General features: G+C 44.4%; 25 protein-coding genes and 2 pseudogenes. 11 read left to right on the top strand and 16 right to left on the bottom strand.

The window, feature by feature from the left end; translation table 11 throughout:
* Nucleotides 1-28 precede the first annotated feature (28 nt).
* The 7 genes from HRE53_RS28690 to HRE53_RS28660 form a co-directional block, all read right to left on the bottom strand.
* Nucleotides 29-238 (bottom strand): hypothetical protein, encoded by a 210-nt coding sequence (locus tag HRE53_RS28690; RefSeq protein WP_212666996.1) that lies wholly within the window; start codon nt 236-238, stop codon nt 29-31.
* A gap of 131 nt (nt 239-369) precedes the next feature.
* Nucleotides 370-1086 (bottom strand): class I SAM-dependent methyltransferase, encoded by a 717-nt coding sequence (locus tag HRE53_RS28685; protein WP_235111888.1) that lies wholly within the window; start codon nt 1084-1086, stop codon nt 370-372.
* A gap of 515 nt (nt 1087-1601) precedes the next feature.
* On the bottom strand, nt 1602-2018 hold the full coding sequence (locus HRE53_RS28680) for a hypothetical protein (RefSeq protein ID WP_212666994.1): 417 nt from the start codon (nt 2016-2018) through the stop codon (nt 1602-1604).
* Nucleotides 2019-2077: 59 nt separating this feature from the next.
* Complete coding sequence (locus HRE53_RS28675) at nt 2078-2425, bottom strand: hypothetical protein (protein WP_235111887.1); 348 nt, start codon at nt 2423-2425, stop codon at nt 2078-2080.
* 96 nt (nt 2426-2521) lie between these two features.
* Nucleotides 2522-2713, bottom strand: a complete 192-nt coding sequence (locus HRE53_RS28670) for a hypothetical protein (protein ID WP_235111886.1) — start codon at nt 2711-2713, stop codon at nt 2522-2524.
* Between the two features lie 302 nt (nt 2714-3015).
* The gene (locus HRE53_RS28665; RefSeq protein WP_235111885.1) at nt 3016-3366 is read right to left on the bottom strand and encodes a hypothetical protein; all 351 of its coding nucleotides are present in this window, start codon (nt 3364-3366) and stop codon (nt 3016-3018) included.
* 43 nt (nt 3367-3409) lie between these two features.
* Nucleotides 3410-4762: an ISKra4 family transposase gene (locus HRE53_RS28660; protein ID WP_212667121.1), complete on the bottom strand. Its 1353-nt coding sequence runs from the start codon at nt 4760-4762 to the stop codon at nt 3410-3412.
* A gap of 99 nt (nt 4763-4861) precedes the next feature.
* Between HRE53_RS28660 and HRE53_RS28655 the strand changes: the two genes are divergently transcribed.
* The gene (locus tag HRE53_RS28655; RefSeq protein ID WP_235111884.1) at nt 4862-5068 is read left to right on the top strand and encodes a hypothetical protein; all 207 of its coding nucleotides are present in this window, start codon (nt 4862-4864) and stop codon (nt 5066-5068) included.
* A gap of 332 nt (nt 5069-5400) precedes the next feature.
* On the opposite strand, the gene HRE53_RS28650 is transcribed toward HRE53_RS28655, so the two are convergent.
* The 4 genes from HRE53_RS28650 to HRE53_RS28635 form a co-directional block, all read right to left on the bottom strand.
* Nucleotides 5401-6795 (bottom strand): serine protease, encoded by a 1395-nt coding sequence (locus HRE53_RS28650; protein WP_212666989.1) that lies wholly within the window; start codon nt 6793-6795, stop codon nt 5401-5403.
* Nucleotides 6796-6831: 36 nt separating this feature from the next.
* Nucleotides 6832-7065: a hypothetical protein gene (locus HRE53_RS28645; protein WP_235111883.1), complete on the bottom strand. Its 234-nt coding sequence runs from the start codon at nt 7063-7065 to the stop codon at nt 6832-6834.
* A gap of 55 nt (nt 7066-7120) precedes the next feature.
* On the bottom strand, nt 7121-7642 hold the full coding sequence (locus tag HRE53_RS28640; protein WP_212666987.1) for a hypothetical protein: 522 nt from the start codon (nt 7640-7642) through the stop codon (nt 7121-7123).
* Between the two features lie 83 nt (nt 7643-7725).
* Nucleotides 7726-8691: a leucine-rich repeat domain-containing protein gene (locus HRE53_RS28635; RefSeq protein ID WP_235111878.1), complete on the bottom strand. Its 966-nt coding sequence runs from the start codon at nt 8689-8691 to the stop codon at nt 7726-7728.
* A 96-nt stretch (nt 8692-8787) separates the two neighbouring features.
* On the opposite strand from HRE53_RS28635, the gene HRE53_RS28630 reads away from it, so the two are divergent.
* A complete protein-coding gene (locus HRE53_RS28630) occupies nt 8788-8991 on the top strand; it encodes a hypothetical protein (protein WP_235111876.1) in 204 nt (67 codons plus the stop codon).
* 24 nt (nt 8992-9015) lie between these two features.
* Here the strand turns inward: HRE53_RS28630 and HRE53_RS28625 are convergent, their stop codons facing one another.
* Complete coding sequence (locus HRE53_RS28625) at nt 9016-9846, bottom strand: transposase (protein WP_235111874.1); 831 nt, start codon at nt 9844-9846, stop codon at nt 9016-9018.
* A gap of 59 nt (nt 9847-9905) precedes the next feature.
* Nucleotides 9906-10385 carry a transposase gene (locus tag HRE53_RS28620; RefSeq protein WP_235111873.1) on the bottom strand — a complete coding sequence of 160 codons (480 nt, stop codon included), beginning with the start codon at nt 10383-10385 and terminating at the stop codon, nt 9906-9908.
* Between the two features lie 196 nt (nt 10386-10581).
* Here HRE53_RS28620 and HRE53_RS28615 point away from each other — a divergent pair, with 196 nt between their 5' ends.
* From HRE53_RS28615 to HRE53_RS28575, 9 genes and pseudogenes are all read left to right on the top strand, one after another.
* Nucleotides 10582-10836 carry a type II toxin-antitoxin system HicA family toxin gene (locus tag HRE53_RS28615; protein WP_212665883.1) on the top strand — a complete coding sequence of 85 codons (255 nt, stop codon included), beginning with the start codon at nt 10582-10584 and terminating at the stop codon, nt 10834-10836.
* Nucleotides 10833-11174, top strand: a complete 342-nt coding sequence (locus HRE53_RS28610; RefSeq protein ID WP_235111871.1) for a type II toxin-antitoxin system HicB family antitoxin — start codon at nt 10833-10835, stop codon at nt 11172-11174. The genes HRE53_RS28615 and HRE53_RS28610 overlap by 4 nt, the downstream gene beginning before the upstream one ends.
* Nucleotides 11175-11398: 224 nt before the next feature.
* Entirely contained in the window at nt 11399-12226 is an 828-nt protein-coding gene (locus HRE53_RS28605) for a ParA family protein (RefSeq protein WP_212667032.1), read from the top strand.
* Nucleotides 12223-13185 carry a ParB/RepB/Spo0J family partition protein gene (locus HRE53_RS28600; protein ID WP_235111870.1) on the top strand — a complete coding sequence of 321 codons (963 nt, stop codon included), beginning with the start codon at nt 12223-12225 and terminating at the stop codon, nt 13183-13185. Before HRE53_RS28605 ends, HRE53_RS28600 begins: the two co-directional genes overlap by 4 nt.
* Before the next feature lie 228 nt (nt 13186-13413).
* Nucleotides 13414-17035: pseudogene (nifJ, locus tag HRE53_RS28595) on the top strand (pyruvate:ferredoxin (flavodoxin) oxidoreductase).
* 56 nt (nt 17036-17091) lie between these two features.
* Complete coding sequence (locus HRE53_RS28590) at nt 17092-17646, top strand: hypothetical protein (protein ID WP_235111865.1); 555 nt, start codon at nt 17092-17094, stop codon at nt 17644-17646.
* Between the two features lie 41 nt (nt 17647-17687).
* Nucleotides 17688-18413 carry an MBL fold metallo-hydrolase gene (locus tag HRE53_RS28585; RefSeq protein ID WP_212667126.1) on the top strand — a complete coding sequence of 242 codons (726 nt, stop codon included), beginning with the start codon at nt 17688-17690 and terminating at the stop codon, nt 18411-18413.
* An 88-nt stretch (nt 18414-18501) separates the two neighbouring features.
* Nucleotides 18502-18984: a rhodanese-like domain-containing protein gene (locus HRE53_RS28580; protein WP_235111864.1), complete on the top strand. Its 483-nt coding sequence runs from the start codon at nt 18502-18504 to the stop codon at nt 18982-18984.
* A gap of 63 nt (nt 18985-19047) precedes the next feature.
* A complete protein-coding gene (locus tag HRE53_RS28575) occupies nt 19048-20784 on the top strand; it encodes a SulP family inorganic anion transporter (RefSeq protein WP_235111863.1) in 1737 nt (578 codons plus the stop codon).
* A gap of 190 nt (nt 20785-20974) precedes the next feature.
* Here HRE53_RS28575 and HRE53_RS28570 read toward each other — a convergent pair whose 3' ends face one another.
* The 3 genes and pseudogenes from HRE53_RS28570 to istA form a co-directional block, all read right to left on the bottom strand.
* Nucleotides 20975-21208: an ATP-binding protein gene (locus tag HRE53_RS28570; RefSeq protein WP_235111861.1), complete on the bottom strand. Its 234-nt coding sequence runs from the start codon at nt 21206-21208 to the stop codon at nt 20975-20977.
* Nucleotides 21209-21353: 145 nt separating this feature from the next.
* A pseudogene (gene istB, locus HRE53_RS28565) lies at nt 21354-22206 on the bottom strand (IS21-like element helper ATPase IstB).
* 12 nt (nt 22207-22218) lie between these two features.
* On the bottom strand, nt 22219-23772 hold the full coding sequence (gene istA / locus HRE53_RS28560; protein WP_235109311.1) for an IS21 family transposase: 1554 nt from the start codon (nt 23770-23772) through the stop codon (nt 22219-22221).
* Nucleotides 23773-23953: the final 181 nt, after the last annotated feature.

The raw sequence follows: 23953 nt of genomic DNA, 5'->3' as shown, positions 1-23953 counted from the left end.
GATGGATAGATGATTCGATCAACTGATCCTAACTAGCCTGATCAGGCACGTACCGATGCTCTAGCGGAATCCTCTCAATCGCAGCCCTCTGCTGTGCCGCTCGTTCCGCTTTCTGTCGAGCCGCAATCCTGGCCTTAGCAGCTTTAGCCCGCATCTTTTTGGCATCGCTGTTGTAGTTGTCGAGAATTTCCTCAGTATTTCGAGAGGGGGGTATGGAGTATTGTTCTTGCTCTGACATGGATGGGTGGAATGGGTAAAGTTGGTTAGTGCATTATGCTAACAATGTAGTCTGACCAGGGCCAAGATCGGGAATCCCTAAACAGTTTTGCCAAACACGACTTATTGTGAGTCTTTGGATGGATTGGCAAGCTATCTAATTTTCATAATCAACATACAGAAGCAAGGTACTAAAAGAGGTGTATTATCTGGCAATGTCGTATTGCTAGTGTACGAAATATTACCCATGTCCTTAATCTTATACTGGTCCTCTGGGAAGAAGGTTCGTATCTCTTCAGGTGTAATATCTGCTGGGACTATTCCTTGCTTAAAAATCTGTGCAAGTTGAGGTGGAGGAGCACCGAGCTGAGCAGTCAACTTTTGAAATAGCTGTTTGGCTTGAGAACTCAGCTCCATCAAGAAAAGTTTACCTTGCGTTCCCATCAATGTTTGTAGTGAGTGGATGATAGAAGGCCGATCCGCAGGCTGAATTTGATGGAGCAGACCTCGCATATAAACATTGGCATCACCCAAAGTAGTATGGAGAGCTTGAGCTGCGTCTATGGAGGTAGCATCTAGCACTTGGAATTGAGGCTGACCATCCTGAGCACGGGTTCGGGCCTGTGCAATTGCAGTACTTGATATATCCACACCTATTACATGTGAAAAATGCTGAGCGAGTAATAGCGTTTGGGTTCCATTTCCACAGCCGAAGTCTACCAAAGGTAAATCAACGCCAAACGCTACCTTCAACTCAGGTAATAAGGCCGCTAATTCCTTGTTAGTCGGTACATCCCAAAAGGCAGGTTCACCACTATCAAATAATTGAGTCCAATAATTCTCCCAGTTTGTTTGATAGGTGCTGGCCATAGTTTTTCCTAGGAAGAATATCTACATCACTATTCAGGTGATTCAGCTTATTTAGTTGAGTATTGCTATTTGAATCTCTGTCTGATGGACCCACTTTGCTACCTAAAGGTATATTGGCCTTCATAGGATATTAAGCCCCACTCTGACTGGGTTGTCGGGTTTTGTAACTACCTTTATTTTACCACGGTAAATAAATACACCCGAGTAGCTTATTTCACCCTGGCCTGAAGTCACAGGGCTACCAAGCTACCGTATTCTTTCCCGTGTGTAGGATTGGTGCGAGTTTCAGGACTTGGTATCAGTTGCACGATGACCTCCTGTCGGTCTTTGACCATCGCAAAGCTAATCCCTAACCTCCCAACCTGGATAAACTAATCTCTCATCCGTTAAATTTCAAAATCCATACAGAATTTATATTACCTAAGTATTACAAAAACCGTAGAGAATCTGAAAATTTAGGTATGAGTTCCATCGACTAATTTTAGATGCAATTAAATTTCACACGCCAGTCCCGATCATAGGTTGCTCGGTTGAACTGCTCGAACACGAATCTCTCGGATCCAAACCTTTGTGAATTGCCCTAACCCTTTCCCTGGATTCATAAGCTGTTCAACTCCCTCACCGAGTTGGGCAATGAATCCTTGCCGCCATTGGTCCCAATCAACTTGAGTGGGGTAATCCAGATCTTCACAATATTCTGACCAGTTCAATTGCTGAAATTCTGAAGCAAGCATAGAAGCTTCTATCTCTCTGACCTGGATAAGGTGGTTATCAATCAGCTCTTGAATGAGTGAGGGATGCACGATGGGCGGCTTGTTATTATCATCAACAATCGGAAACTCATAAAAAAGCTGTAATTCCTCTACAGAATCTTTTTTGGTTAATCTTAGGAGTTCTAGCTGTTCGTGAGTCAGAGATGGAATATGAATCATGATTGACCTCAGCCGTCCAGTCCAAGTCTAGTCAATTGAGGCTAAGCCTGGCTTTGCTTCTAGATAGGGTCTGCACTACTGCCTATCTTTTCCCAAGCCACCAGTTGATTGCTCCAGGACTTCTCTTCGTCATAGGTGGCGATATACCCTCTTCTGAAGTCGGCGATTTCCAGATGATCAATCACCAGAGCAAGCCATTCATTATCGGTATCATCTCCAATTCCGATAAATTCCAAGTTCAACCTGTGGGGATGAAAATAGAGAAAAAGGTTGTATTTGGTCAAATGTTTGCAAGCAATAGGAATCTCAATCGTTTGTCCTGGGAAGAAATCTCGGTCAATAATGCTTATCTCAACAACATCGCCAACCTTGAGTTGTTGCGATAGAGCGTCTAGAGCTTCATCCATAGGAATGGCCTCATTGGGTGAGTGAGGTGCTATCTTCCTCTGATCTTAAGCGCTGTAAGTCAAATGAGACGGATATTTTGAACTATAACTTTACAGCTACTGTTGGGCTTTGCTTTTAGCCACTATCTCAGCGTCAGGAAATTTTTGGAGAACGGGTCTTCTGGCTTTACCCTGGCAAATCCAACCAAGCAACAAATCGCTCTCGTATCGCGGATGATTCTTGCCTGGATCAACCATGACACGAATCGGTTTGCGATAGTAGCGGATGATAATTTCATCTTGTTCCATTGCTCATGATTGCCCGCCATCCTGGGGAGAGCAAAAGATGCAGGTTGTACACCGGCTTGAATTAGGTTCGAGGAATTAACTGTTCACGATTCATAGCTGGATTATAGATTTTCAGAAGAGATAGAGTTCAATTGCGCTTGTCCGTTGTCCTTGAGTTGGAAGAAGTAAGCGACTGCTTCAATAAACGGGAAAATCCAAACAGGGCGAGGGCAAAATTACTACCATATAAAAAGAACCACATTCCCACTACGATGAAAAGCTTAGTGTGAGGGTTAGTTGAAGAGTAATCCCAAACCACTAGCCTAAAAATCCCCCCCCACCCATACAGTTATAAGCAAGAAAAGCTCCCAGAAAGACAGGTAATACTGAACCCTTACCATACGCTCATTATTTCGCTGAAACGTGATGGTACCAGACGAAATCATATTCAGCCGATTCGATTTACTAACCCATCGAAAGAATCCACCGTTAAATTTGACTTGATTATCTGTGTATCGAATATTTTGGGCTCGTTCTGCCCTCAATGCTCGAAGAATAGCCAGCAAAATTTCTCCATCAGATTTGTAAGGAAGCTCCAGATCAAAACTACCGTTCCAGTTAAATGGCAACATAACACCGTTTTTGTGGTGGCCTTGCTTTTTCCATAGATCCAACGTTAGCTGTAAGCGTAAATATCACATATTAGAAAGCTAATTCTCAAGCAGCTTTTTCTTCTTCAGGGAGAACTAAATCAAGCCACTTATCGCTCCATTCATTACTGATCATACTGGCTCTAATTTGTAAGACATTATGAGCACCAACCCGAGTCCATTGCATCTTCTGCTTCTTTTTGTGCCGAGCATTAATGATGGTGTCAATATGAGTTTCTGCAACTTGGTTGGTATAAGCTAACCCTGCTTTCTCTCGATCGTCATAATTGACAAGATAATCACGATTATTCTTCAAGTAGTCGTGTAAGCTTTTGAGCTTTGTTTGCTTCTTCTCATCTGAGATATTATCTCGAAGTAGGGCAATCTTCTGCAGAGCATTATCTACTTTTTCATGCCATAAACTCCACTTTGCACTATCAAGGGAATCTGTGAAGGTGTCCCCCAGTGCATTGCTGACATTCTGGAATTTCTTGCCAATGTGAAACCAGTCCAAAATGAGGTCTAAGGTTTTGCAATGGGGTTCAAGGGCTAAAATAACGGACCAACAGTTGTGTGCTCCATCGGCCAAAGCGGTAATCTTTGTCTCTTGGGTCATCCCTTGTTTGAGGGCTGCATGATGCAGATAGGTCTTGATGGTTTGCAACTCATCCTCTAAAGCGGAAACAACACAGGTCTTTTCAGTAATTTGGCGATGATGTTTATCGACTACTTCAATCGCACTGGGACGATAGACAATGCCAGATAGGGCTTCAAAACTGCGTTTGTCTTTATCTTTAGTTGAGATATGCCCGCCATCGACTTGAGCAATGAGTTCTGCTGCAGGGGTGGGTAACTCTTCTAAGTTAGGAGGGGTAGTGTTCACTTGAGATAAGCGCTCACCGACTTGATTGGTTACGTTTTTGATTTGGACATGGTTATTCACACTCCGGCGTTGAGTGTTCAGGCGTTCCATATTATCCTGGGCTTCTCGATAGCTATGCAGGGCACCATTCTCACACTGCAGTTTCACTAAGTCAGGGTGAGTATCCGTGCCAAAGACACTGATCGTTGTTGGCGTACTTTGCCACCGACACTCTGGATTCTTACACCGATGCTTTTGAATACGGAGCTTATGGTCGCTGAAGACGGCATGGAATGTAGATGATATGAAACCAAGCTTTCCGAGTTTCTCACCACATTTAGTACACTGCTTTAGACCGATGTCGATGAGGGTGGATTGTTCAGCTAACAGTGCACTTTGAACTTTGGAAAGTAGAGAGATTTGTTCTTCATGGCGCAATCCAAGATCTAGAATAGACTTTGGTTGTTTAATGGCATAGATTTTTAGAGTGTCTCGTTTAACGACTTCCTGACTGGTGATAGAGACTTTCTCTACAATGACTCTAAATTCGTAATCCATCTACCACCGTTGCTCTCTAACCTCTACAAGAATTAGAGTATCACGGAAAACTATAGTAATACGTGATGTTTACGCTTACGATTACCCTCGTCTTTTGATATGGATTTGAAAGGAGCTGCAGATCTGTATACGTCGATGATGCAAACTCCTATTATTGCTATTCCAGATGAGGGCTTCTCTAACCATAATATGTCAGGGATTATTTTGATTGGTGAAACATCATCTGGGGAAAAACGTGCATTTATTAGTGCTATTAGTTCTCAGATTGCGGACGAGCATGCACCCTACTACGAAGCAATTTTTTAGGCTAGAGGAGGATGGTCAATCGGTTCAGTATTTAGAAGGCCAGCGTTTTTTTCTTTTGATACAGATATTAATGAAAGAGTGTTAAATCTTTTCATAATCATATTTCTGATAGTTATCTTTGGAGGTGTGCCAACCGTTATTGTCATCATTATCGATGATGTTTTGAGTCAACGTAAACAAAGTTATTTATAAAGTGAGAAAAAACATCATAAAATTTATGTTGCGTCATGAATATGGGAAAAACCGTGGGGGGCTGGAGATAAGTACTCTAAAAAATTACAATGCTTGAACACACGGTATCTATCGATCTTGGATACTCAGTACTTACCCTTTCAGTTTTGAGCTTTCAAACCAAGCTGTTGTACATCAATTCCGACTTGAGAAGCTGACTGTAGAAATAGACTAATCTGCATGCCTAAGTTGATGCCGACCTTACCACTCTCCTGATTCCCTGCAGCCCGTCCATGAATACCAATGACTTGACCCTCTGTATTCAAGATCGGTCCTCCGCTCATGCCCGGTGCAGTGCTATTGCCATAGAGGAGACCATATCCTTCTGCATCTCCCGTTTGCAAACCCACAATGTCACCTTTGGTGACTAAATGGGTAGGTTGTGTAATCGCTTGTTCTGGAATAGGCCACCCTGAGACATAGATATTCATACCCTGTTTAGCTTGCTCAGAATTTCCTAACGTCGCAACTGGATAATCCTGCTTACTTGTGAATTCCACCATAGCTAAGTCGATTTTAGGTAATCGTTTGATTTTTTGAGACGCAACGGCATGTTTCCGACCATCGAGTGTGACAATTTCATACTCATCAGAGGTGGCCACCACATGTTTGGCCGTTAGCACATAGTAAATATTATTGGATTGAGCAATGATCACCCCAGAGCCAGGATTTTGTCCGTCAATCAGAACTGTGACCTGCCTCGCAATTTCGTAAGGATCTACTGGTGGAGTAGAGGGTGTAGGTGCTGGAGGAGGAGAAACACGAGCGGTGTTTTGTGGGGAGGGTGAAGCCTTACTAGTGTTCTGAGTGGCACTCTGACCAGTCGTTGCTGGCGGTTTTTGACCTTGGGTTGCTGTTGGGGATGTTGAAAAGAAACGACTACCAATTCTTCTCAACTCATCAATTCGTTTTGATTGGTTAGATTCTGCTGGTCGAGTAGGAGAAATAGGAGCATTACTTTGGGAATTTGAAGCCTTACTAGTGCTCTGAGTGGCGCTCTGACCAGTCGTTGCTGGCGGTTTTTGACCTTGGGCTGCTGTTGGGGATTGTTGGGAATATCGAATACCAATGCCTTTGGCAGTACTTCGTCCCCAAGACATTGCATTTGCACTCTCACGATTGACATCATTGAGAATGACGGCATCTGCTCCACACTTACATCCTGCTTTTTTCAGGCGCTTAGTGGCCTCTTCGGGCGATTTATTGCTAAAGAGAGTCTTACCTGTAGAGACATTCAGGATGCAAAGTTTTTCGAAAGGGCGCTGAACATCTGTTTCAGCTGAGTAGAGTTCTATTGGGCATTTTTCGGATTTGGCAGGGGCAACTGTATTCCCCAATCGTATGCAGTTTTTGTCTTTACATCCTTCTTTCACTTCGGCGACTAGGAGAATATTAGTTTTACTGTCAGTTATTGTAGAGCTGCTTTGATCACTACAATCACGAACAGCAGGAGTAGATAGAGATGCTGAGAGCACTGTGGCAAACAATAGATACATTGATTTTTCCGACTAATAACCGTCCCATCACAACTGCTACCCGTTGAGGTTAGAGCCATATAAGTTGTACTTAAACTCACAGACGTCGAGAATATCATACCCCCCAGATGAAATCGTCAGGGCTGATTGTCCATCATAGAGGAGATGGTTGGAGTGTACTTGGATGGGGAGAGTGTGGTTCGGATCTGGGGGTGATTGGTTGGGTGTAGAACTTGCCTGTATATTGGGATTGGTCTGTAGTATCAGCATGCCATTGAAAGGTAAAGCCAAGAAAACCTCTAAATTAGAGAGTCTTCCATTTTCAACTGTTTATAAGACTAGTTCTTCAAGACCCAGGTCTAACCCCTGGAGGGGGTGATATTTTGCCTGAATTATAGTCAGACCAAACTTTTCCCAGCAATTTCCGCCTTTTAGGGGCTGCATTCATATATGCCTTCATGTTAGTCTGCAACAATTTTTTCATGAGGGGGTGTTTGGCTAGATTAACTAATTCTGCCAATTCATCTGCTGAAAAATCAGATTTTAGTTGTGAAATGTATTGGTCTTCAATGTATTTCCATCCTGCTTCTTCTTTCACAACATCTTGCAACCATTCCCTCCACCGATCAGTACCTTTTGACGCTGGAATTGCCATGTCAATGCTGTTATTGAGATATACATCATATTGTTGTGCTATTTCTAATTCAATAAGAACTTCTCTAACCAATTTTTCCTTAGATTGAGCAGTAGCTGATGGTTCTAGGCGAGTTGGCTTTAAGGTTTCCTTCTGGGCATTCGCTGAACATGCAGCGATAAAGATACAGGCAACTAGTAGAAACCTGAGAGTATGCAACCTAGTTTTAAACATCTCGACTCCACAAATGTGTATATCTGAGAGACTACAGTAAAATTTGGTATTACTATTACTGAAGAAGATAAAATGCAAAGTATTCAGAAATGACAGACAGTTACGGATGGAACAGGACAATTTTGATTGACGAGCAGATTCTGTTCAAGTTGGAGTCGTTCTAAATTGACCAAATTCGATAAGACTGAGACATCAGAGATACGGTTGGTATTGAGATCCAGCCATGTCAAGCTAGTGAGCTTAGCTAAAGGTGTCACCTCATTAATACGATTGTGACGGAGGTAGAGCATTTCTAAATTTTTAAGGCTGGAAATATGAGTCACATCCTCAATTTCATTGAAGCCAGCATAAAGCTCTTTCAAATTAGTCAAACCAGCTAATGGTAATACATCCGTGATTTGGTTCTCATCAAGAGCAAGTTTAATAAGGTTAGTTAAAGCAGCTAGTGGAGCCACATCTACAATTTGATTGCCGCTAAGAACAAGTACAGTCAGTCTCCTTAAATTAGCAAGTGGAGTCACATCTACAATTTGATTGCCAATTAGGTTGAGCGCTTCCAGATCCTTTAGGTTAGCTAATGACGACACATCTGTAATTTGATTACCATAAAGCATAAGTACTTGTAGATTATTCAGCTTGGTTAAAGCAGTGATGTCTACGATTTGATTGTTCTGGAGTTCTAATTGTATTAGCTGCTTAAGATTAGCTAATGGGGCTACATTAGCGATTTGATTGTAGCTAAGGTCTAGCTCAGTCAGTCTAGTGAGACTTGCCAATGGAGCTACGTCTACGATCTGAGCTAACCTGAGATCCAGTTCTGTTTTATGGACGAGCTTTTCTTGAGCAAAAATGCAGTCTTGGGATTTGGTCTTTTTGAGTAGAATATAAACTGTATGCTGAGTTTGAGGGGCCAGTTTCTCCTTGTTGATGCACCAATCAGCAAAGTTCTCAAAAACAGGTGATGGTTTCAGATTCTGAGCATTAATAGGTTGACTTCCTGTACTTAGAGATAAGAATGATAGTAGACTTGCAAAGATTAATTTCTTCACGGTCTTTCCCTTAAAACGTTTAGGCTAGATCTAGCCTAAACTTAAAAATCTTCTGACTGTAAGCACTTTACGAATAAGAACCAGAAGCAGGGTTTAGTGGATACCATTGAGCAGCAGTCTCAAGCACTCACCCAGGCTCGATATGAGCAGGTAGAGGCTCGGATGCGGATGGAGATTATGGTGATGTCGGAGGTGGATCAGCGGCTTGAAGATATCAAGGTGAAGGTGTTGGAATATCGCTATCAGATTTATCGACATTTCCGGAATGAGATCTGTGAGGGGAATGATGATGGAATCTGAGGTTATTTTGGTTAGTGTCCCGATTTATTCGCCATGGTTTTTGAAGCGATCGTGCTTGGCATGATCCCTGCGTAAGACAAGAAAGAAAATCGCTAAACAGCTCTCTTCATTAGGGAACGCACCAATGTCATCGGCCTTGGTTCGAAATTCCCGGAACAGCCGTTCAATTGCGTTAGAGGTTCGAATGAGTGAGTGAAGGGATTCATCGAAATGATAGAAGCTCAAGGTCAGGGCAGCATCGTTGATAAAAGTTCTAACGGCGTCAGGTTCTAAGTCTGTCCACTTTCGTTCGAACACCAGAAATGAAATAACTGCCCCTTCCCAGGTGGGCGCTTTATAGATGGCGTAGGCATCATGTTGAATTTGTGCATACCGCTGTTTCTTAGCTTCAGGCAGTGAAAGCTCTTGTCCTTGCGCATCCAGGTACGACAATTGCCCATAGCCTAAATGCCGCAGCATGGCTCGAACCTTGTGAGTGATGCAGCACTGGTGTTTTGCGAGGGGGAACAGAGCGCGAATGACCTTAGGTAAGCCAGTCGTACCATCACTGACAATCAATTTCACCGAATAGGGTTGCAATCCCCGTTGCCACAGATGCGCAAAGAACAGTGACCAAGCTGCCTCCGATTCTTGCGTCGCCATTTCATAATGAAGCACCGTTTGGGTGCCATCGGGCCACACTGCCATAGCGACTAGAATGACTCGGTCTTCCGCATGACGTAGTTTCCGGATATGCCCAGCTTGGTCTTCCCAAAAGTCTTCTGAGGAACACTGAACACTAGCCCAAACACCATCGACAATCAGAATAGGAGGGGTTTCCTCATACCAAGCTGTGCCTGAAGATGTAACTCTCAAACTCGTGAAACCCAATACTGAGTTGGCTTAGCAAATAATCAAAATTACACTCTTAGGTGCTAATTGGTATCAAGACGAGTCTGACGGCTTTGAAACATTTGCTTCTGAGCTTTTAGCGTAATTCGGTTAATGGCATTAACGGATAAGACTGCTCCTAGAATCTCATAGAGAGCTTCTTGCAAGTCCCGAAGCGATAAACCCATGACATACAGGCCCAGGCAAAAATCGAGGAGACTGCCAAGGGCACGTTGGTAACGTTCTAAAATCTGCCACTCTCGGTCTGCATTCCCTTTCCGTAGCTTAGGGACAGACAGCTGAGCAATACGGCCGTATTGAGTATCGAGGACCCGTTGATAGTAGCCTGAACGTCGAGGTCGATCCCCTTGAACCTCTGATAGATAGGCTTGAACTTCTTCGTCTAGTGCTGCCTCTATTATTTTCTGAGTGACTTGGCTTGCTTCCAGGGCTTCGTTAATAGAGGCATAGGAGCTTTGGGACTGGATGCGGATAATCTGTTGTTCGCGCTGGGCAATGTTCATCAAGAAATGCTCTGAAGTCACTATTAATACAGCATTTCAGGAATTTCAACTCATGGCGAATAAATCGGGACACTACGGGAGAATTCTATAGTCAATCTCTTCGGATAAGTCAGGGGTTGATTGAGTGATTTGCAACTAAAACTAGTTGCAGTTATTTATAAGATCCGAGATAATATAACCAGTTCTGGTCTTTGATATGACTCGTAAAGAGAAGCTGATTAAACGCTTTCTTACCCGCCCCAAAGACTTTACCTGGGACGAGTTAGTTGTGTTGCTTGCCTTTTTTCAATTTTCTGAAGTATCGACGGGTAAAACGGGGGGTTCTAGAAGACGTTTCATCAATGAAGAGGGTCTTGTGATCAGCCTTCATAAACCCCATCCACGAAAGATATTAAAGAAATATCAGATTGAACAAGTCATGGACATTCTTGAACAGGAGGGGCTGCTATGAAAAATATGATGGAATACCAAGGCTACTTTGGCTCCGTTAATTTCAGTGATGAGGATGAAGTATTCTTTGGAAAGGTTGAGTTCATTCGCAGCCTAATTAGCTATGAGGGCACTGACGTTCAATCTCTAAAATCAGCTTTTCATGAAGCCGTTGATGAATATCATTCTGATTGTGCTGAAAACGAAATTGAGCCTGAACGTCCCTTTAAGGGAAGCTTCAATATTAGACCTGGAACTCAACTTCATAGACGGGCTGCGATCGCTGCTCAGCAACGAGGGATTAATCTTAATACACTAGTAACTGAAGCGTTGGAGAATTATCTACAACCATTAAAATAGCAGACTGAATTACTTCAAATATTTCTCTTCTCATTAACTGAATGTCGTCTATGAAAATATACGGGAGGGGATTGACAACTAAACTAATAGTCTCGTTTTGGTTGCAATATTTACCAATGCAAGTACAATTAGCTGAGTTGAACCACATCGTTGTGGTTCATAGACAGAAAACTTTCAAATTTAGTAATCTAGTTGAGTTCTAAACTTAGTTTATCGAGATTCAGATGGTAAAAATACTTGCTTTCTTTAACCATGCAGGAGGGGTGGGAAAAACTACCTTAGTGCAACAGGTTGGTTATCATCTTTCTCAATGCAAGAGAAGAGTGCGTGGTAAGCGAAGTCGGAAAAAAGGCGATTACAATCGAATATTGCTTGTTGATATGGACCCTCAAGCATCTTTAACAACATTTATGGGGATTGAACCATACGATCAAGAGAAAACCATTTACAATGCTATTCTAAAAGACGAAGAAGTTCCTATCCTAACTGCTTTGTATGCAAGTAAAGGTATTAAGGATAGTAATGGGTTAGATTTGGTAGCATCTAATTTGGGTTTGGCGATAGCTGAGCAAGAACTAATGACAGCTGTCATGAAGGATTTTAGACTTCGGGATGCATTAGATCCTATTAAGGAAGACTATGATTTTATATTGATTGATTGTCCACCCAGTCTTGGCAATCTAAGTTATATCTCTCTTGTCGCTGCAACTCATTTACTTGTACCTATTCAATCTCAGTACAAAGCATTTAAAGGTGTTCAGCCTCTATTTGACACAGTTAGATTGGTTGCTGCCCGTCCAAATAAGTCACTCAAAATTGCTGGTTTTATTCCTACGATGTATGACCAAAGAAATTCTCATGACGAGAGAACTTTAGCGGCAATTCAACAACAACTGACACCAGTAGCCAAAGTTTATTCTCCGATCCCAAGAACTACTACATTTGCTGATGCATCTGAAGAAAATCTCCCACTTGCCTTGTTTGATAACAAGCATCCTGCATTGAAGCCCATCAAAGTACTTGCAGAACAGTTGGAGAGTTTAGCAGTATGACTAGTAAACGTGATAAAGCATATGGTGCAACTATTGACTTAAGCCGTTTGTATGGTAATTCAGTAACAGCACTTGAAATCGGTGAAGATCAGGAAAGCGAAAAGATAGTAGTCATACCAATAGATAAGATCAAACGTACGTCAGATCAAGTAAGAAGATACTTTGATCCTATGAAAATGAATCAATTGGTGTCTTCCGTGCGAATTGATGGAATACTTGAAAACCTTATTGTTTCATCAGTCAAAGATGGGAAATTTCAACTTATTTCCGGAGAACGTAGACTTCGAGCTGCAAAAGAAGTTGGGTTAACAGAAGTTCCAGTAAAGATTCTAAACCTTGATGAGTTTGATGCATTTAGAATTAGCCTAATCGAAAATCTTCAGAGAGAAGATTTAAATCCGGTAGAAGAGACAGATGGAATTATCAAGCTACTAGCAGGAGAACTGCAACTAAGTGAGGATGAAGTTGTTTCACTCCTTTATCAAATGCAGAATAGCCTTACTCGACAAGTTGTGAACCACAACGTTGTGGTTCAGGAGAATCAAGAGACTGTAGAAAAAATTTTCAACTACTTAGGACGATTGAATTGGCAATCTTTTGTTAAGCATCGCTTGCCATTAAGGAAACTTCCGGAAAATATCTTGGAATCTTTGCGCCAAGGGAAGTTGGCATATACAAAAGCGCAAGTAATTGCTCGGATAAAAGATCAAGACTTTCTAGAAGAGATATTAAATGTAGCTATTAAGGAAGGGTTATCACTAAGTGAGATAAAGGCAAGAATCACAGAGTTTGTTCAGAAGGAGACTTCTGGTAAGAATGATATTGACTCTGAATTGAAGGAGAAAACTGCTCATTGCCTCAAAGTATTGAAAAAGTCAAAGGCACTAAATTCACCTGCGAAGCAGAAGAAGTTAAGAAAAATACTGGAGCAGCTAGAAAAACTATTAGAGTCAAAGTAGTTATTCTTGAGTATTTCTCAGCTTCAAGCACAGTGTTGTTATACCGCTAGTGGTAAGACTGCCTTTGTTAGCTATCAAATAAATAAAATTCCCATAGTTTGTATTCAAACTATGGGAATTTAGCCTTCACATTTTCCTCAAACTCTTCACCTAGGCTTTGCTTGATCAGAACAACATACTGATTGATGTATCTGATGTCTTTGCATGGCAGTCTAGGAGTATCTACTCATGGAGAATAGTACCTATACGACCCTTGATGGTAATGAAGCTGCCGCACGGATAGCCTTCATTCTGAATGAGTTGATTGCAATTTATCCCATAACTCCAGCATCACCGATGGCTGAGTGGGCTGATACATGGACAGAAGCTAATCGAAAAAATTTATGGGGCGTTATTCCACTTGTCATTGAAATGCAAAGTGAAGGAGGTGTTGCAGGGGCAGTCCATGGAGCCCTGCAAATGGGAGCTTTGACAACTACTTTTACTGCGTCTCAGGGGTTGCTGTTAATGATTCCCAACCTGTTTAAGATTGCGGGAGAACTAACCTCTACGGTATTTCATATTGCTGCCCGCTCTGTTGCGGCCCAAGCCTTGTCAATTTTTGGAGACCACAGTGATGTCATGGCTGCCAGGGGGGACGGGCTTCGCAATGTTAAGTGCTTCATCCGTTCAAGAAGCTCAGGACTTTGCTGCGATCGCAACTGCTGCAACCCTAGAATCCCGAATTCCCTTCCTTCATTTTTTTGATGGTTTCCGAACTTCCCATGAGATCCAGAAAGTAGAACTACTGTCCATTGCTACCCTCAGGGAATTAATCCAGGATAAGTCCATTATGGCCCACCGTGCACGTGCCCTCAGCCCTGATCATCCTGTCATACGGGGGACTGCCCAAAATCCTGATGTTTTCTTTCAAGCGCGAGAAACGGTCAACCCTTACTATCTGGCTTGCTCTAAGGTTACACAAAAAGTGATGAACGATTTTGTCCAACTGACAGGTCGGCAGTACCAACTATTTGAATACCATGGCCATCCAGAGGCGGATCGGATCATCGCTCTGATGGGCTCCGGCTGCGAAACAGTCCATGAAACGGTGGATGCATTGAACCGTCAAGGGGCTCAAGTTGGCGTGATCAAAGTACGCCTTTATCGTCCTTGGGATGCACAGCAATTTATATCGGCTTTACCCCCTACGACGCAAGCCATAGCTATTTTAGATCGGACTAAAGAGCCTGGTAGTATCGGTGAACCACTTTACCTAGATGTCCTGGCCACGCTTCACGAACAGTCCTCTCATCATTCTGTTCAAAAGGTTGTTGGGGGGCGCTATGGTCTGTCCTCCAAAGAATTTACCCCAGCCATGGTCAAAGGAATCTTTGACAACCTTGCAACTCATACCCCAAAAAATCACTTCACCATTGGTATCCATGATGATGTCACCCTGACAAGCCTCCCTTATGATTCCACCTTTTCCATAGAATCAGACCAGGGAATGCGAGCCATCTTTTATGGCCTAGGGTCTGATGGCACTGTCGGTGCCAACAAGAACTCGATCAAGATTATTGGCGAACATACTGATAACTATGCCCAAGGCTACTTCGTCTACGATTCCAAAAAATCTGGGTCAGTCACCGTTTCTCACCTTCGAATAGGACCAGACCCCATTCGGGCAACTTATCTGATTGAACAAGCCAACTTTATTGCCTGTCATCAATGGGACTTCTTGGATAAAATTGATGTTCTGAAAGCCGCCCAACCCGAAGCCATTGTCCTTCTGAATAGTCCATATCCAGCTACAGAAATCTGGGAGCACTTACCTGTCCTTGTACAACAACAAGTACTCCAGAAAAATCTGCAGCTCTATAGCATCAATGCTAACCAGATTGCTCAGGCTATTGGTATGGGAGGACGCATCAATACCGTGATGCAGGTGTGCTTTTTTGTCCTTTCAAGTATCTTGCCTCGTGATGTGGGAGTTACTTGTATAAAGCAAGCGATTCATCAAACCTATGGCAAGAAGGGCGAAGAAATTGTCAGCATGAACCTGAAGGCAGTAGATGCGGCTCTAGAACAACTCTACAGAGTCCCCATTGGCGATGGTATCGATCAGACTAAGGTAAGTGGTCAGTCAACCACTCTGCCGGAAACCGCTCCTAAGTTTGTTCGCGATGTGCTGAATTGTATGATTCAGCGCCAAGGAGATATGCTCCCTGTGAGCGCGTTACCCGCTGATGGCACCTATCCCACGGGTACAGCCAAATGGGAAAAAAGGAACATTGCTCAATTTATTCCTGTATGGGATCCAGAGGTCTGTATCCAGTGTGGGAAATGCGTCATGGTTTGTCCCCACAGTGCGATTCGGAGTAGCGTCTTCGACCCAGAACACCTTGATCAAGCACCACCAACTTTTAAGAGTACAGCGGCCCGTGATCATACCTGGAGTGATTTAAAATTTTCCATCCAAGTGGCACCGGAGGACTGCACGGGATGCGGCATTTGTGTGGATGTTTGTCCTGCAAAAAACAAGTCCATTCCCCGTCTGAAAGCCCTCAATATGGAACCCCAACGTTCTTTAAGAGAACCTGAGCGTCAGAATTGGGAGTACTTCTTAAACCTGCCGCATCCCCAACGTCAATCGCTCAATCTCCATAAAATTAGTCATCAACAAATGCAAGAACCCTTGTTTGAGTTTTCTGGGGCTTGTGCGGGATGTGGCGAGACACCTTATATCAAACTGGTGACGCAACTATTTGGCGATCGCATGGTCGTTGCTAATGCCACAGGTTGTTCTTCTATTTACGGTGGCAACCTACCCACAACACCTTGGACCGTAAACGCTGACGGCCGAGGTCCTGCTTGGTCTAACTCTCTATTTGAGGATAATGCTGAGTTTGGTTTGGGTTTTCGAGTTGCGATTGATCAGCAAAATGAACTTGCTCGTAAACTGCTTCAGGAGGTAGTCAATACCGTAGAAGACGAGCATGATTATATCCAGTTTCTAGCTGAGCGACTCTTAGCAGCCAAGCAAGATGACGAAGCTGATATTGCTGAGATCCGTCAAGAAGTCGTTCTATTGAAACAATGGCTAACGGAGCAGGAAATTCATCTGGAGTCCCATACAAACGAAAGACGGGATAACTCGCTGATCGAAAAAATGAGTCAGCTCAAGGCCCTGGCTGACTATTTCGTTAAAAAGAGTGTCTGGATTATTGGTGGAGATGGTTGGGCTTACGATATTGGTTATGGCGGTCTAGACCACGTCTTGGCCAGTGGGCGCAACGTCAATATCCTCGTGCTGGATACCGAAGTTTATTCCAATACGGGTGGACAGATGTCAAAATCCACTCCAAGAGCTGCCGTTGCTAAATTTGCCGCAGGGGGCAAGCCAACCCCGAAGAAAGATCTAGGTTTAATGGCGATGACCTACGGCAATGTCTATGTGGCTAGTGTTGCTATGGGGGCACGGGATGAACATACCCTTAAAGCTTTTATCGAAGCTGAATCCTATGAAGGTCCTTCCGTAATCCTTGCCTATTCCCATTGCATTGCTCATGGGATTGAGATGTCTTCAGCCATGCACCATCAAAAATCCTTGGTGGATGCTGGGCGTTGGCTCTTGTATCGTCATGATCCTCGACGAGTGACCCAAGACCAAAATCCTTTGGTATTAGATTCGCATGCTCCCAAGGTTCCCATCAACCCATCCATGTATGCCGAGAATCGATTCAAGATGCTAACCCGTAGCCAGCCAGAGACGGCTCAACAACTCTTGCAAGAAGCTCAGCAAGACGTGAATACCCGTTGGCTTCTCTACCAATATTTAGCAGCTAGACCCCAACGGTCCCAGTCTTGATCCTGCCTTGAGCAGACTCCTTTGAGATTGATCGAATCATGTCAGGAGGGAAAATCATGAAATCCAACTATGCTAAGGCCATTGTTACGGTTCTTTTGACGGGGTTACTCTTGCTATTACTGACCGCCTGTCAACAGTCTATGAAATCTAGCTTTGAGCAATTCCCTGCCCAAAGCAATGCTCAAACCAATGCCTCCCCTGCCTCAGAATCAGAGTGCCTTAACTCGCCGCCAAGATGGCGGGGACGCCAGAGAAGACAAAATTATGGTCAATACAGCAGACTATACAATCCAAGTACAGTTGAGACCCTTCAAGGTCAGGTCATACAAGTCGATACTGTCACTCCTCGTTGGGGAATGTCCACGGGGGTTCATCTTCAGCTTAGGACTGAGGAAGGTAATGTCGAAATTAGTCTAGGACCCACTTGGTACTTTGAGGACCAAAATTTCATCATTCAACAGGGGAATAAGATTACCCTCACGGGTTCAAGAGTGGAGGTTGATAGTCAGCCAGCTGTGATTGCAGCTGCAGTTACCAAAGCCGATGTGACCCTAAAGCTTCGCGATCAAGCGGGTATTCCGATTTGGCGTAATTGGGGCGGATGTCCCTAGAAAACGGGGCTGAAGATAATCTGATAGGGAGCATAGTGATGATGGCAAGACATTCACATAGCGAAATATGGTTATTTAGACAGCTGTTCGACCAGAAATCCCATACCTATACCTACCTGATAGCTGATCCTAAGACCAAAGCAGCACTGTTAGTGGATCCTGTTTTAGAGCAAGTCGACCGAGATTTAAAACTGATATGCGAATTGGGCTTAAAACTCCAGTTCTGTCTAGAAACGCACATCCATGCTGATCACATTACGGGAACTGAAGCATTACGGGCAAGAACTGGGTGTCAGGGGATCGTGCCAGAGCATGCTCATGTCGCCTGTGCTGATCGTTATTTACAAGATGGAGAAACGTTAACCATGGGGACTATCCCTATCCAAGCCATTGCAACGCCCGGTCATACAGATAGTCATAATGCCTATTTAGTCAATGGAGATCGTGTACTAACGGGAGATGCTTTATTCATTCGCGGTTGTGGTCGTACGGACTTCCAAAGCGGTGATGCAGGAACACTTTATGACTCAGTCACTCAGAAATTATTTACGCTGCCAGAGGAGATCCGGGTCTATCCAGGGCATGACTATCGTGGACTTACCCTCTCCTCGATTGGTGAAGAGAAGCAATGGAATCCCCGGTTTAAAGGAAGAAATCGCAACACTTTTATTGAGTTTATGAACGCTTTGGATCTTCCTGATCCACAAAAGATCATGGAAGCGGTCCCAGCTAATGAACGATGTGGTCAAGTGATTACTGCTTCATGACGCTTGGAATGCTGGATTGCTAACTCTAAAAGATCAGTTCTTTACCAATCCCATCAGCCTAATGGGTTCATTTCAAAAAGGGAAAACCATGACATTTGCAATGCACAATCTAAAAGAAATTGATGCCCTCACGCTCAAGCAATGGATGGATCGGAATGAGGTGTTATTGATTGATGTCAGCAAACCCCAGGAGTTTGAAAAAAGTCATATCCCTGGAGCAAAACTGATGCCGATTGACAAGTTTGACCCCGCCAAAGTCCCTCGTCTCCAGGGTCAAAGGATTGTCCTTCAGTGTCAATCTGGCAACCGTTCGACCCAAGCTGCGCATCAAATGTTGCAGGCAGGATTTAGCCATGTTATTCATCTTCAAGGCGGTTTAACTGCTTGGAAGGCTGCTGGATATCCCACTCAGGGCAAGCGATCCATAAACATACTTCGTTTAGCCCAAATTTTAACGGGCTCTTGTGTTCTCCTTGGGACTAGTTTGGGGTCAACGCTATCTCCTTGGTTTGTACTACTCAGTATTGTTGTGGGGGGGAGTCTTGTCTTGATAGGGGTAAGCAACGATTGAAAGTTCTCGACGCCTTCACCATGGGGAATAAATTAGACCCGATTTTAGGCTGATTCAAAGTGTATGCCTCTTCGTAGACTCACTCACTTAAGTCGCTATCTACCCTTCCTAGAATGGTTTCTGGAATACCGTTCTCAGCACCTTATTGGCGATTTAATGGCAGGAATAATAGTAGCGATCATGCTGGTTCCTCAAGGCATGGCCTATGCATTGCTGGCTGGGTTACCCCCTCAGATTGGCCTCTATGCCAGCATCATGCCACTGATACTTTATGCGCTCTTGGGGACAAGCAGAACTTTGGCTGTGGGTCCCGTCGCAATCGTTTCGCTGTTAGTGGCCACGGGTGTAGGACAACTTGCTCAACCCAATACGTCTGAATACCTAACTTTGGCCATGATGTTGGCCCTTTTAGTGGGCATCCTACAAGTGCTGATGGGAGTGGTTCGACTCGGTTTTCTGGTGAACTTTCTCAGTCATGCGGTAATTTCTGGCTTCACTAGTGCAGCTGCCATCATTATTGGTTTTAGCCAACTCAAACACCTTTTGGGATTGCAACTTCCACAGACCGAGTCTTTTCCAGAATTACTACAGGAGATTTGGAAGCACCTTCCCCAGAGTAATGGCATTATCCTGATTCTTGGTCTCACTAGCATAGTTGTGTTGCTGGTCTTCAATCATCAATTGCAGCCACTACTAAAGAAGCAAGGGATACCTTCAAATTTGATACTCCCCTTGACCAGAAGTGGACCATTGCTACTGGTGCTCGTTAATACAGTTTTGGTGTGGGGACTCCAACTCCATGAAGTGGCGCAGGTCAAGATTATTGGTGAGATTCCAGCGGGGTTGCCGCCCCTGATGCTGCCCACCTTTGACTTGAAGAGTTGGCAAGCTCTAATGCCTACTGCTGTTGCAATCAGTCTTGTAGGATTTATGGAAAGTATTGCTGTGGCTAAGTCCCTGGCTAGTAAACGGCGACAAAAAATTGATGCCAACCAAGAGTTGATCGGTCTAGGAGCTGCAAACTTGAGTGCAGCCTTCACCGGTGGATATCCAGTCACTGGCGGATTAAGTCGAACCGTGGTTAATTTTAGTGCTGGGGCCAACACTGGGTTAGCATCCATAATCACAGCTTTGCTAATTGCCCTAACAGTTCTGTTTTTCACACCCTTATTTTATTTTTTACCTCAGGCTGTGTTGGCAGCGATCATTATCGTTGCCGTTTTGAATTTGATAGATTTCACCTCACTGCAACGCATGTGGCAATACAATCGTGCAGATGCGGCTTCATTACTGATCACCTTTGGTGCTGTGCTGGGGCTAGGTATTGAAGCTGGAATTCTCGTAGGGATAGTAGCCTCTCTAGGTCTATATTTGTGGCGGACCAGTCATCCCCATTTAGCAGTTGTTGGTCGAATTGAGGGCTCTGAGCATTTTCGAAATGTGCTGCGGAACCCTGTTAAAACCTACCCTCATGTGTTAGCGATTCGTGTGGATGAAAGTCTCTATTTTGCCAATATAAAAGCCTTGGAAGACTATGTGCTGCATGCTGTTTCTAATACACCTGATTTGAAACATTTGGTGCTGATCTGTAGTGCCATCAACTTCATTGATGCGAGTGCATTGGAAACGCTCGAAGCACTGATTGCTGATTTGAACACTGCTGGAGTGAGGGTCTATTTTGCAGAAGTCAAGGGCCCAGTGATGGATCAGCTAAAAAAGACTGATTTTGTGGAAAAGATAGGTCGCGAACGCATCTTTCTAAGTACTCATCAGGCCATGCTAGCGCTGGGCTGTAATTGAATAAGGAGAAATCAATGGCTACCTTTTACTGGGTTAGGGCTTTGTCAGGAGGTATCCTAATCGGTCTGAGTGCAACAATCTTACTACTCTTCAATGGTGTGAATTCCGGAAACTCTGACTGGCAGATCGAGGATCTTTTCCGGAAAGTTTGACCACTAAATTTATTGATCGCTTAGCTTGTCATTATCTGTCAATTTTCTGATTTAGTATCACCCCCTTTTGTGGCCGTAGGGCGCTCAGAAATAGCTGGCAGATCCAAATCAATTTTTCGACCTTTCAATCGATAGGACGCTCCAGTCAGCTTCATGTACTCGCCATGGTGAAGGGTCCGGTCAATAATGGCCCGAGCCAGCTCTTCATCATGCAAAACCCTCCCCCAATGCTTGAGTGCTGCATAATCATGACTTCTCCGGTTGAGTGGCACTAACTTCTCCACCCCCCAACCAAAAAAAATATTGGCCAACCATTTTCGACAGGTAGATATGGAATTAAGGGTTGCAATTCATAGGCAAAAAATTCAGATCTAAATCCATACATATCACGAATGGAAGATCGTGATCTCATCCGGTCTATTCCTCCATCTGTCCCTCCTTTTTTTTCATTCCTCTTCTCCTTTTGTGTTTTAAGGGTTGTCTCTCTCGTTGTATTCTCCTCATCTGAACGGTTAATACTCATTTCTCCTTCTGGCTTCTGGGTCAGCTTGCTGGTCAATTTCCTCATGGATTCTCCTCGAAGCAAGACCTTCATCGCATCATGGATAATCCGGTCGAGGATGGCATCGGCCAGAGTGGGATCTTGAATTTGTGAGTGCCATTGCTCCAGGGGCATTTGCGTGGCAAATAAGCAGGAGGCTTTGCGAAACCGCTCGTCTAAGATATCGAGCACTTCTCTAGCCTCAAAGACAGATAGAGGATCTCTAAGCCATTCATCCAGCACCAGTAGATCGTAGGCCGCTAATTGTTTTCGGAGTTTTGGATAAGACCCATCTCCTTTGGCCAGCTTCAACTCCAGAACGAGATCAGCAGTTTTGATATAGCGGACGCTATGGCCTTGCTTACACAAATGATGGGACAATACGGCCGCCAAGAAAGACTTCCCAACGCCCGTCGGTCCCAGGATGATCAATGACAGATTTTCCTGGAGCCAATGACCTTGAGCAAATTCAAGGAACTGGATTTTACGAAGTCCTCTGGGCACATCGAAATCTACTGCATCTAAGGTGGCGTGCACCGGCAGTCGAGCTTGCCTCAGTCGGCGTTGCATCCGTTGATTCTGACGCCGGATGTATTCGCGCTCTACCATCAAGGCCAGTCGTTCATCGAAAGACAGATCATGATAGGTGGGCATCGCCTGCTGTTCTCGCCAAGCTTCGAGTATGCCGGTGAGTTTCATTTGTTGTAGCTGTTCAATCATTGCTTGCATCGCTGTCTTCCCCTACGTCGCTTGATAATATTCGGACCCTCGGACATTGGCATGGTGAATAGGAATCACCTTATGGGTTTCATCCGGTAAGGGGTCTGATTCAAGTTTGTTTTGGAGCATAGATTTGAGATAGCGTTGGCCCACCATCCCCATAGCATTAGCCCGATTACAGGCGGCTTCCAACCTTTCAGCACCATGGGTTGTTCTTAGATGTTGCACCCCTTTCAAAGCACGAAACGCCTGTTCATCATGGGCTTTCTTCTCAAAGATATCTATCACTTGCTGCTTCGTCGCTGGTCCAACATTCTGGGCCCAAGCCAGGAAGGTCTCTCTCGATTGGGTTTTGTAAGCCAAATGCGCTGGTGGCATATGCCCCTCTTCAGTGGAATGCTGAAACGGCAAGCTAGAACGTTCATGTATCGCAATGCGCTGATGGTCATGAAAAATCTGCACCAAAGATTCCGTAATCTTGACGGATACTGATTTCCCCACATATTCATAAGGGACACTGTAATAGTGGCGGTTCACCTCAATGTGGTAATCAAAACTCACTTTCGCGGTTTTAAATTCGCCAAACTCAAACGCATGGCTGGGCAAGGGTCTGAGTTCTGGTTGGTCCACTTGCTCAAATAATTCTCGACGGGATAGACCATAGGATTTCATGGTCCGATGGTTGAGTTTCTCCAACCCTGCTGCAATCGCTTCATTCAGTTGCTTGAAACTGGTAAAGGTCTGGTCTCTCAAGGGTGCGAGAATATGACGTTCCACTTGCTGCACCGCATTCTCCACTTTGGGTTTATCCCGAGGGCATTTGGGGCGAGCGGGCAAGATGATCACGTTGTAGTGTTCCGCAAAGTCTTGATAACTCCGATTGATACCGGGCTCATAACGGCACGGATCTGTGACTCCTGACTTGAGGTTGTCTGGAACGATAGCGACCGGCACTCCACCAAAGAAGGCCAATGACCGTTGATGAGATCCGAGCCAGTTCTTGATGGTTTGGCTTTCGGTCGCCTCTGCATAGGTGTAGTTACTCGCTCCACAGCAGGCCACAAACACTTGAGCTTGAGTGACCTCACCGGTTTTGGGATGGACCACCGGCACGGTCATACCACAGTAGTCTACAAAGATTTTTTCCGCTCCCTTGTGGGTCTGGCGCATGGATAGCGAGTGCTGTTTTTTCCACTTGCGGTATCGACGGCAAAAGCCACTATAGCTACAGTTCCAATCCCCTCTCTCTTTACCTTCCATCCACAGTAGGCCGAGGGTGACCCCTTTACGTTGCATCTCTCGATGCACATACTCGAAGTCAATCGCAGGCTTCTTACGGGAGGACTGACGTTGACCTTTTCCCAGCAGATGCTGGATATCACTATCACTTAGTCGGCTTAACTGGTCATAACTGAGGGATTGACCCTGAGCACGATGCAGATAGTCTCGGACAGCGGTACGGGAGATGAAGCAGCTACGGGCGATCTCCGATTTATTGTGGCCGAGTTCATGTAAGCGAATAATTTCTCTAAATTTACTCATCGACAGGGTTGCTCCTTGACGTTTATAGGCCATTGCCATCTCCATTCCTCTGGCTAATGCACAGAAGTTTAGAGGATGGCCTGGCTAGGGATAATGACCTGTCGAAATGATGGTTAGGGGGGGTGGAGAAGTTAACTGCCACTTATCCGGTGAAGATAACTTCCACAAGGGTGGAGAAGTTTATTGCCATTTGACTGGCGAAGATAACTTCCAC

The organism is Acaryochloris sp. 'Moss Beach' (assembly GCF_021497025.1).
GTDB lineage: Bacteria > Cyanobacteriota > Cyanobacteriia > Thermosynechococcales > Thermosynechococcaceae > Acaryochloris > Acaryochloris marina_A.
This window is presented reverse-complemented; position numbering and strand designations above follow the sequence as displayed.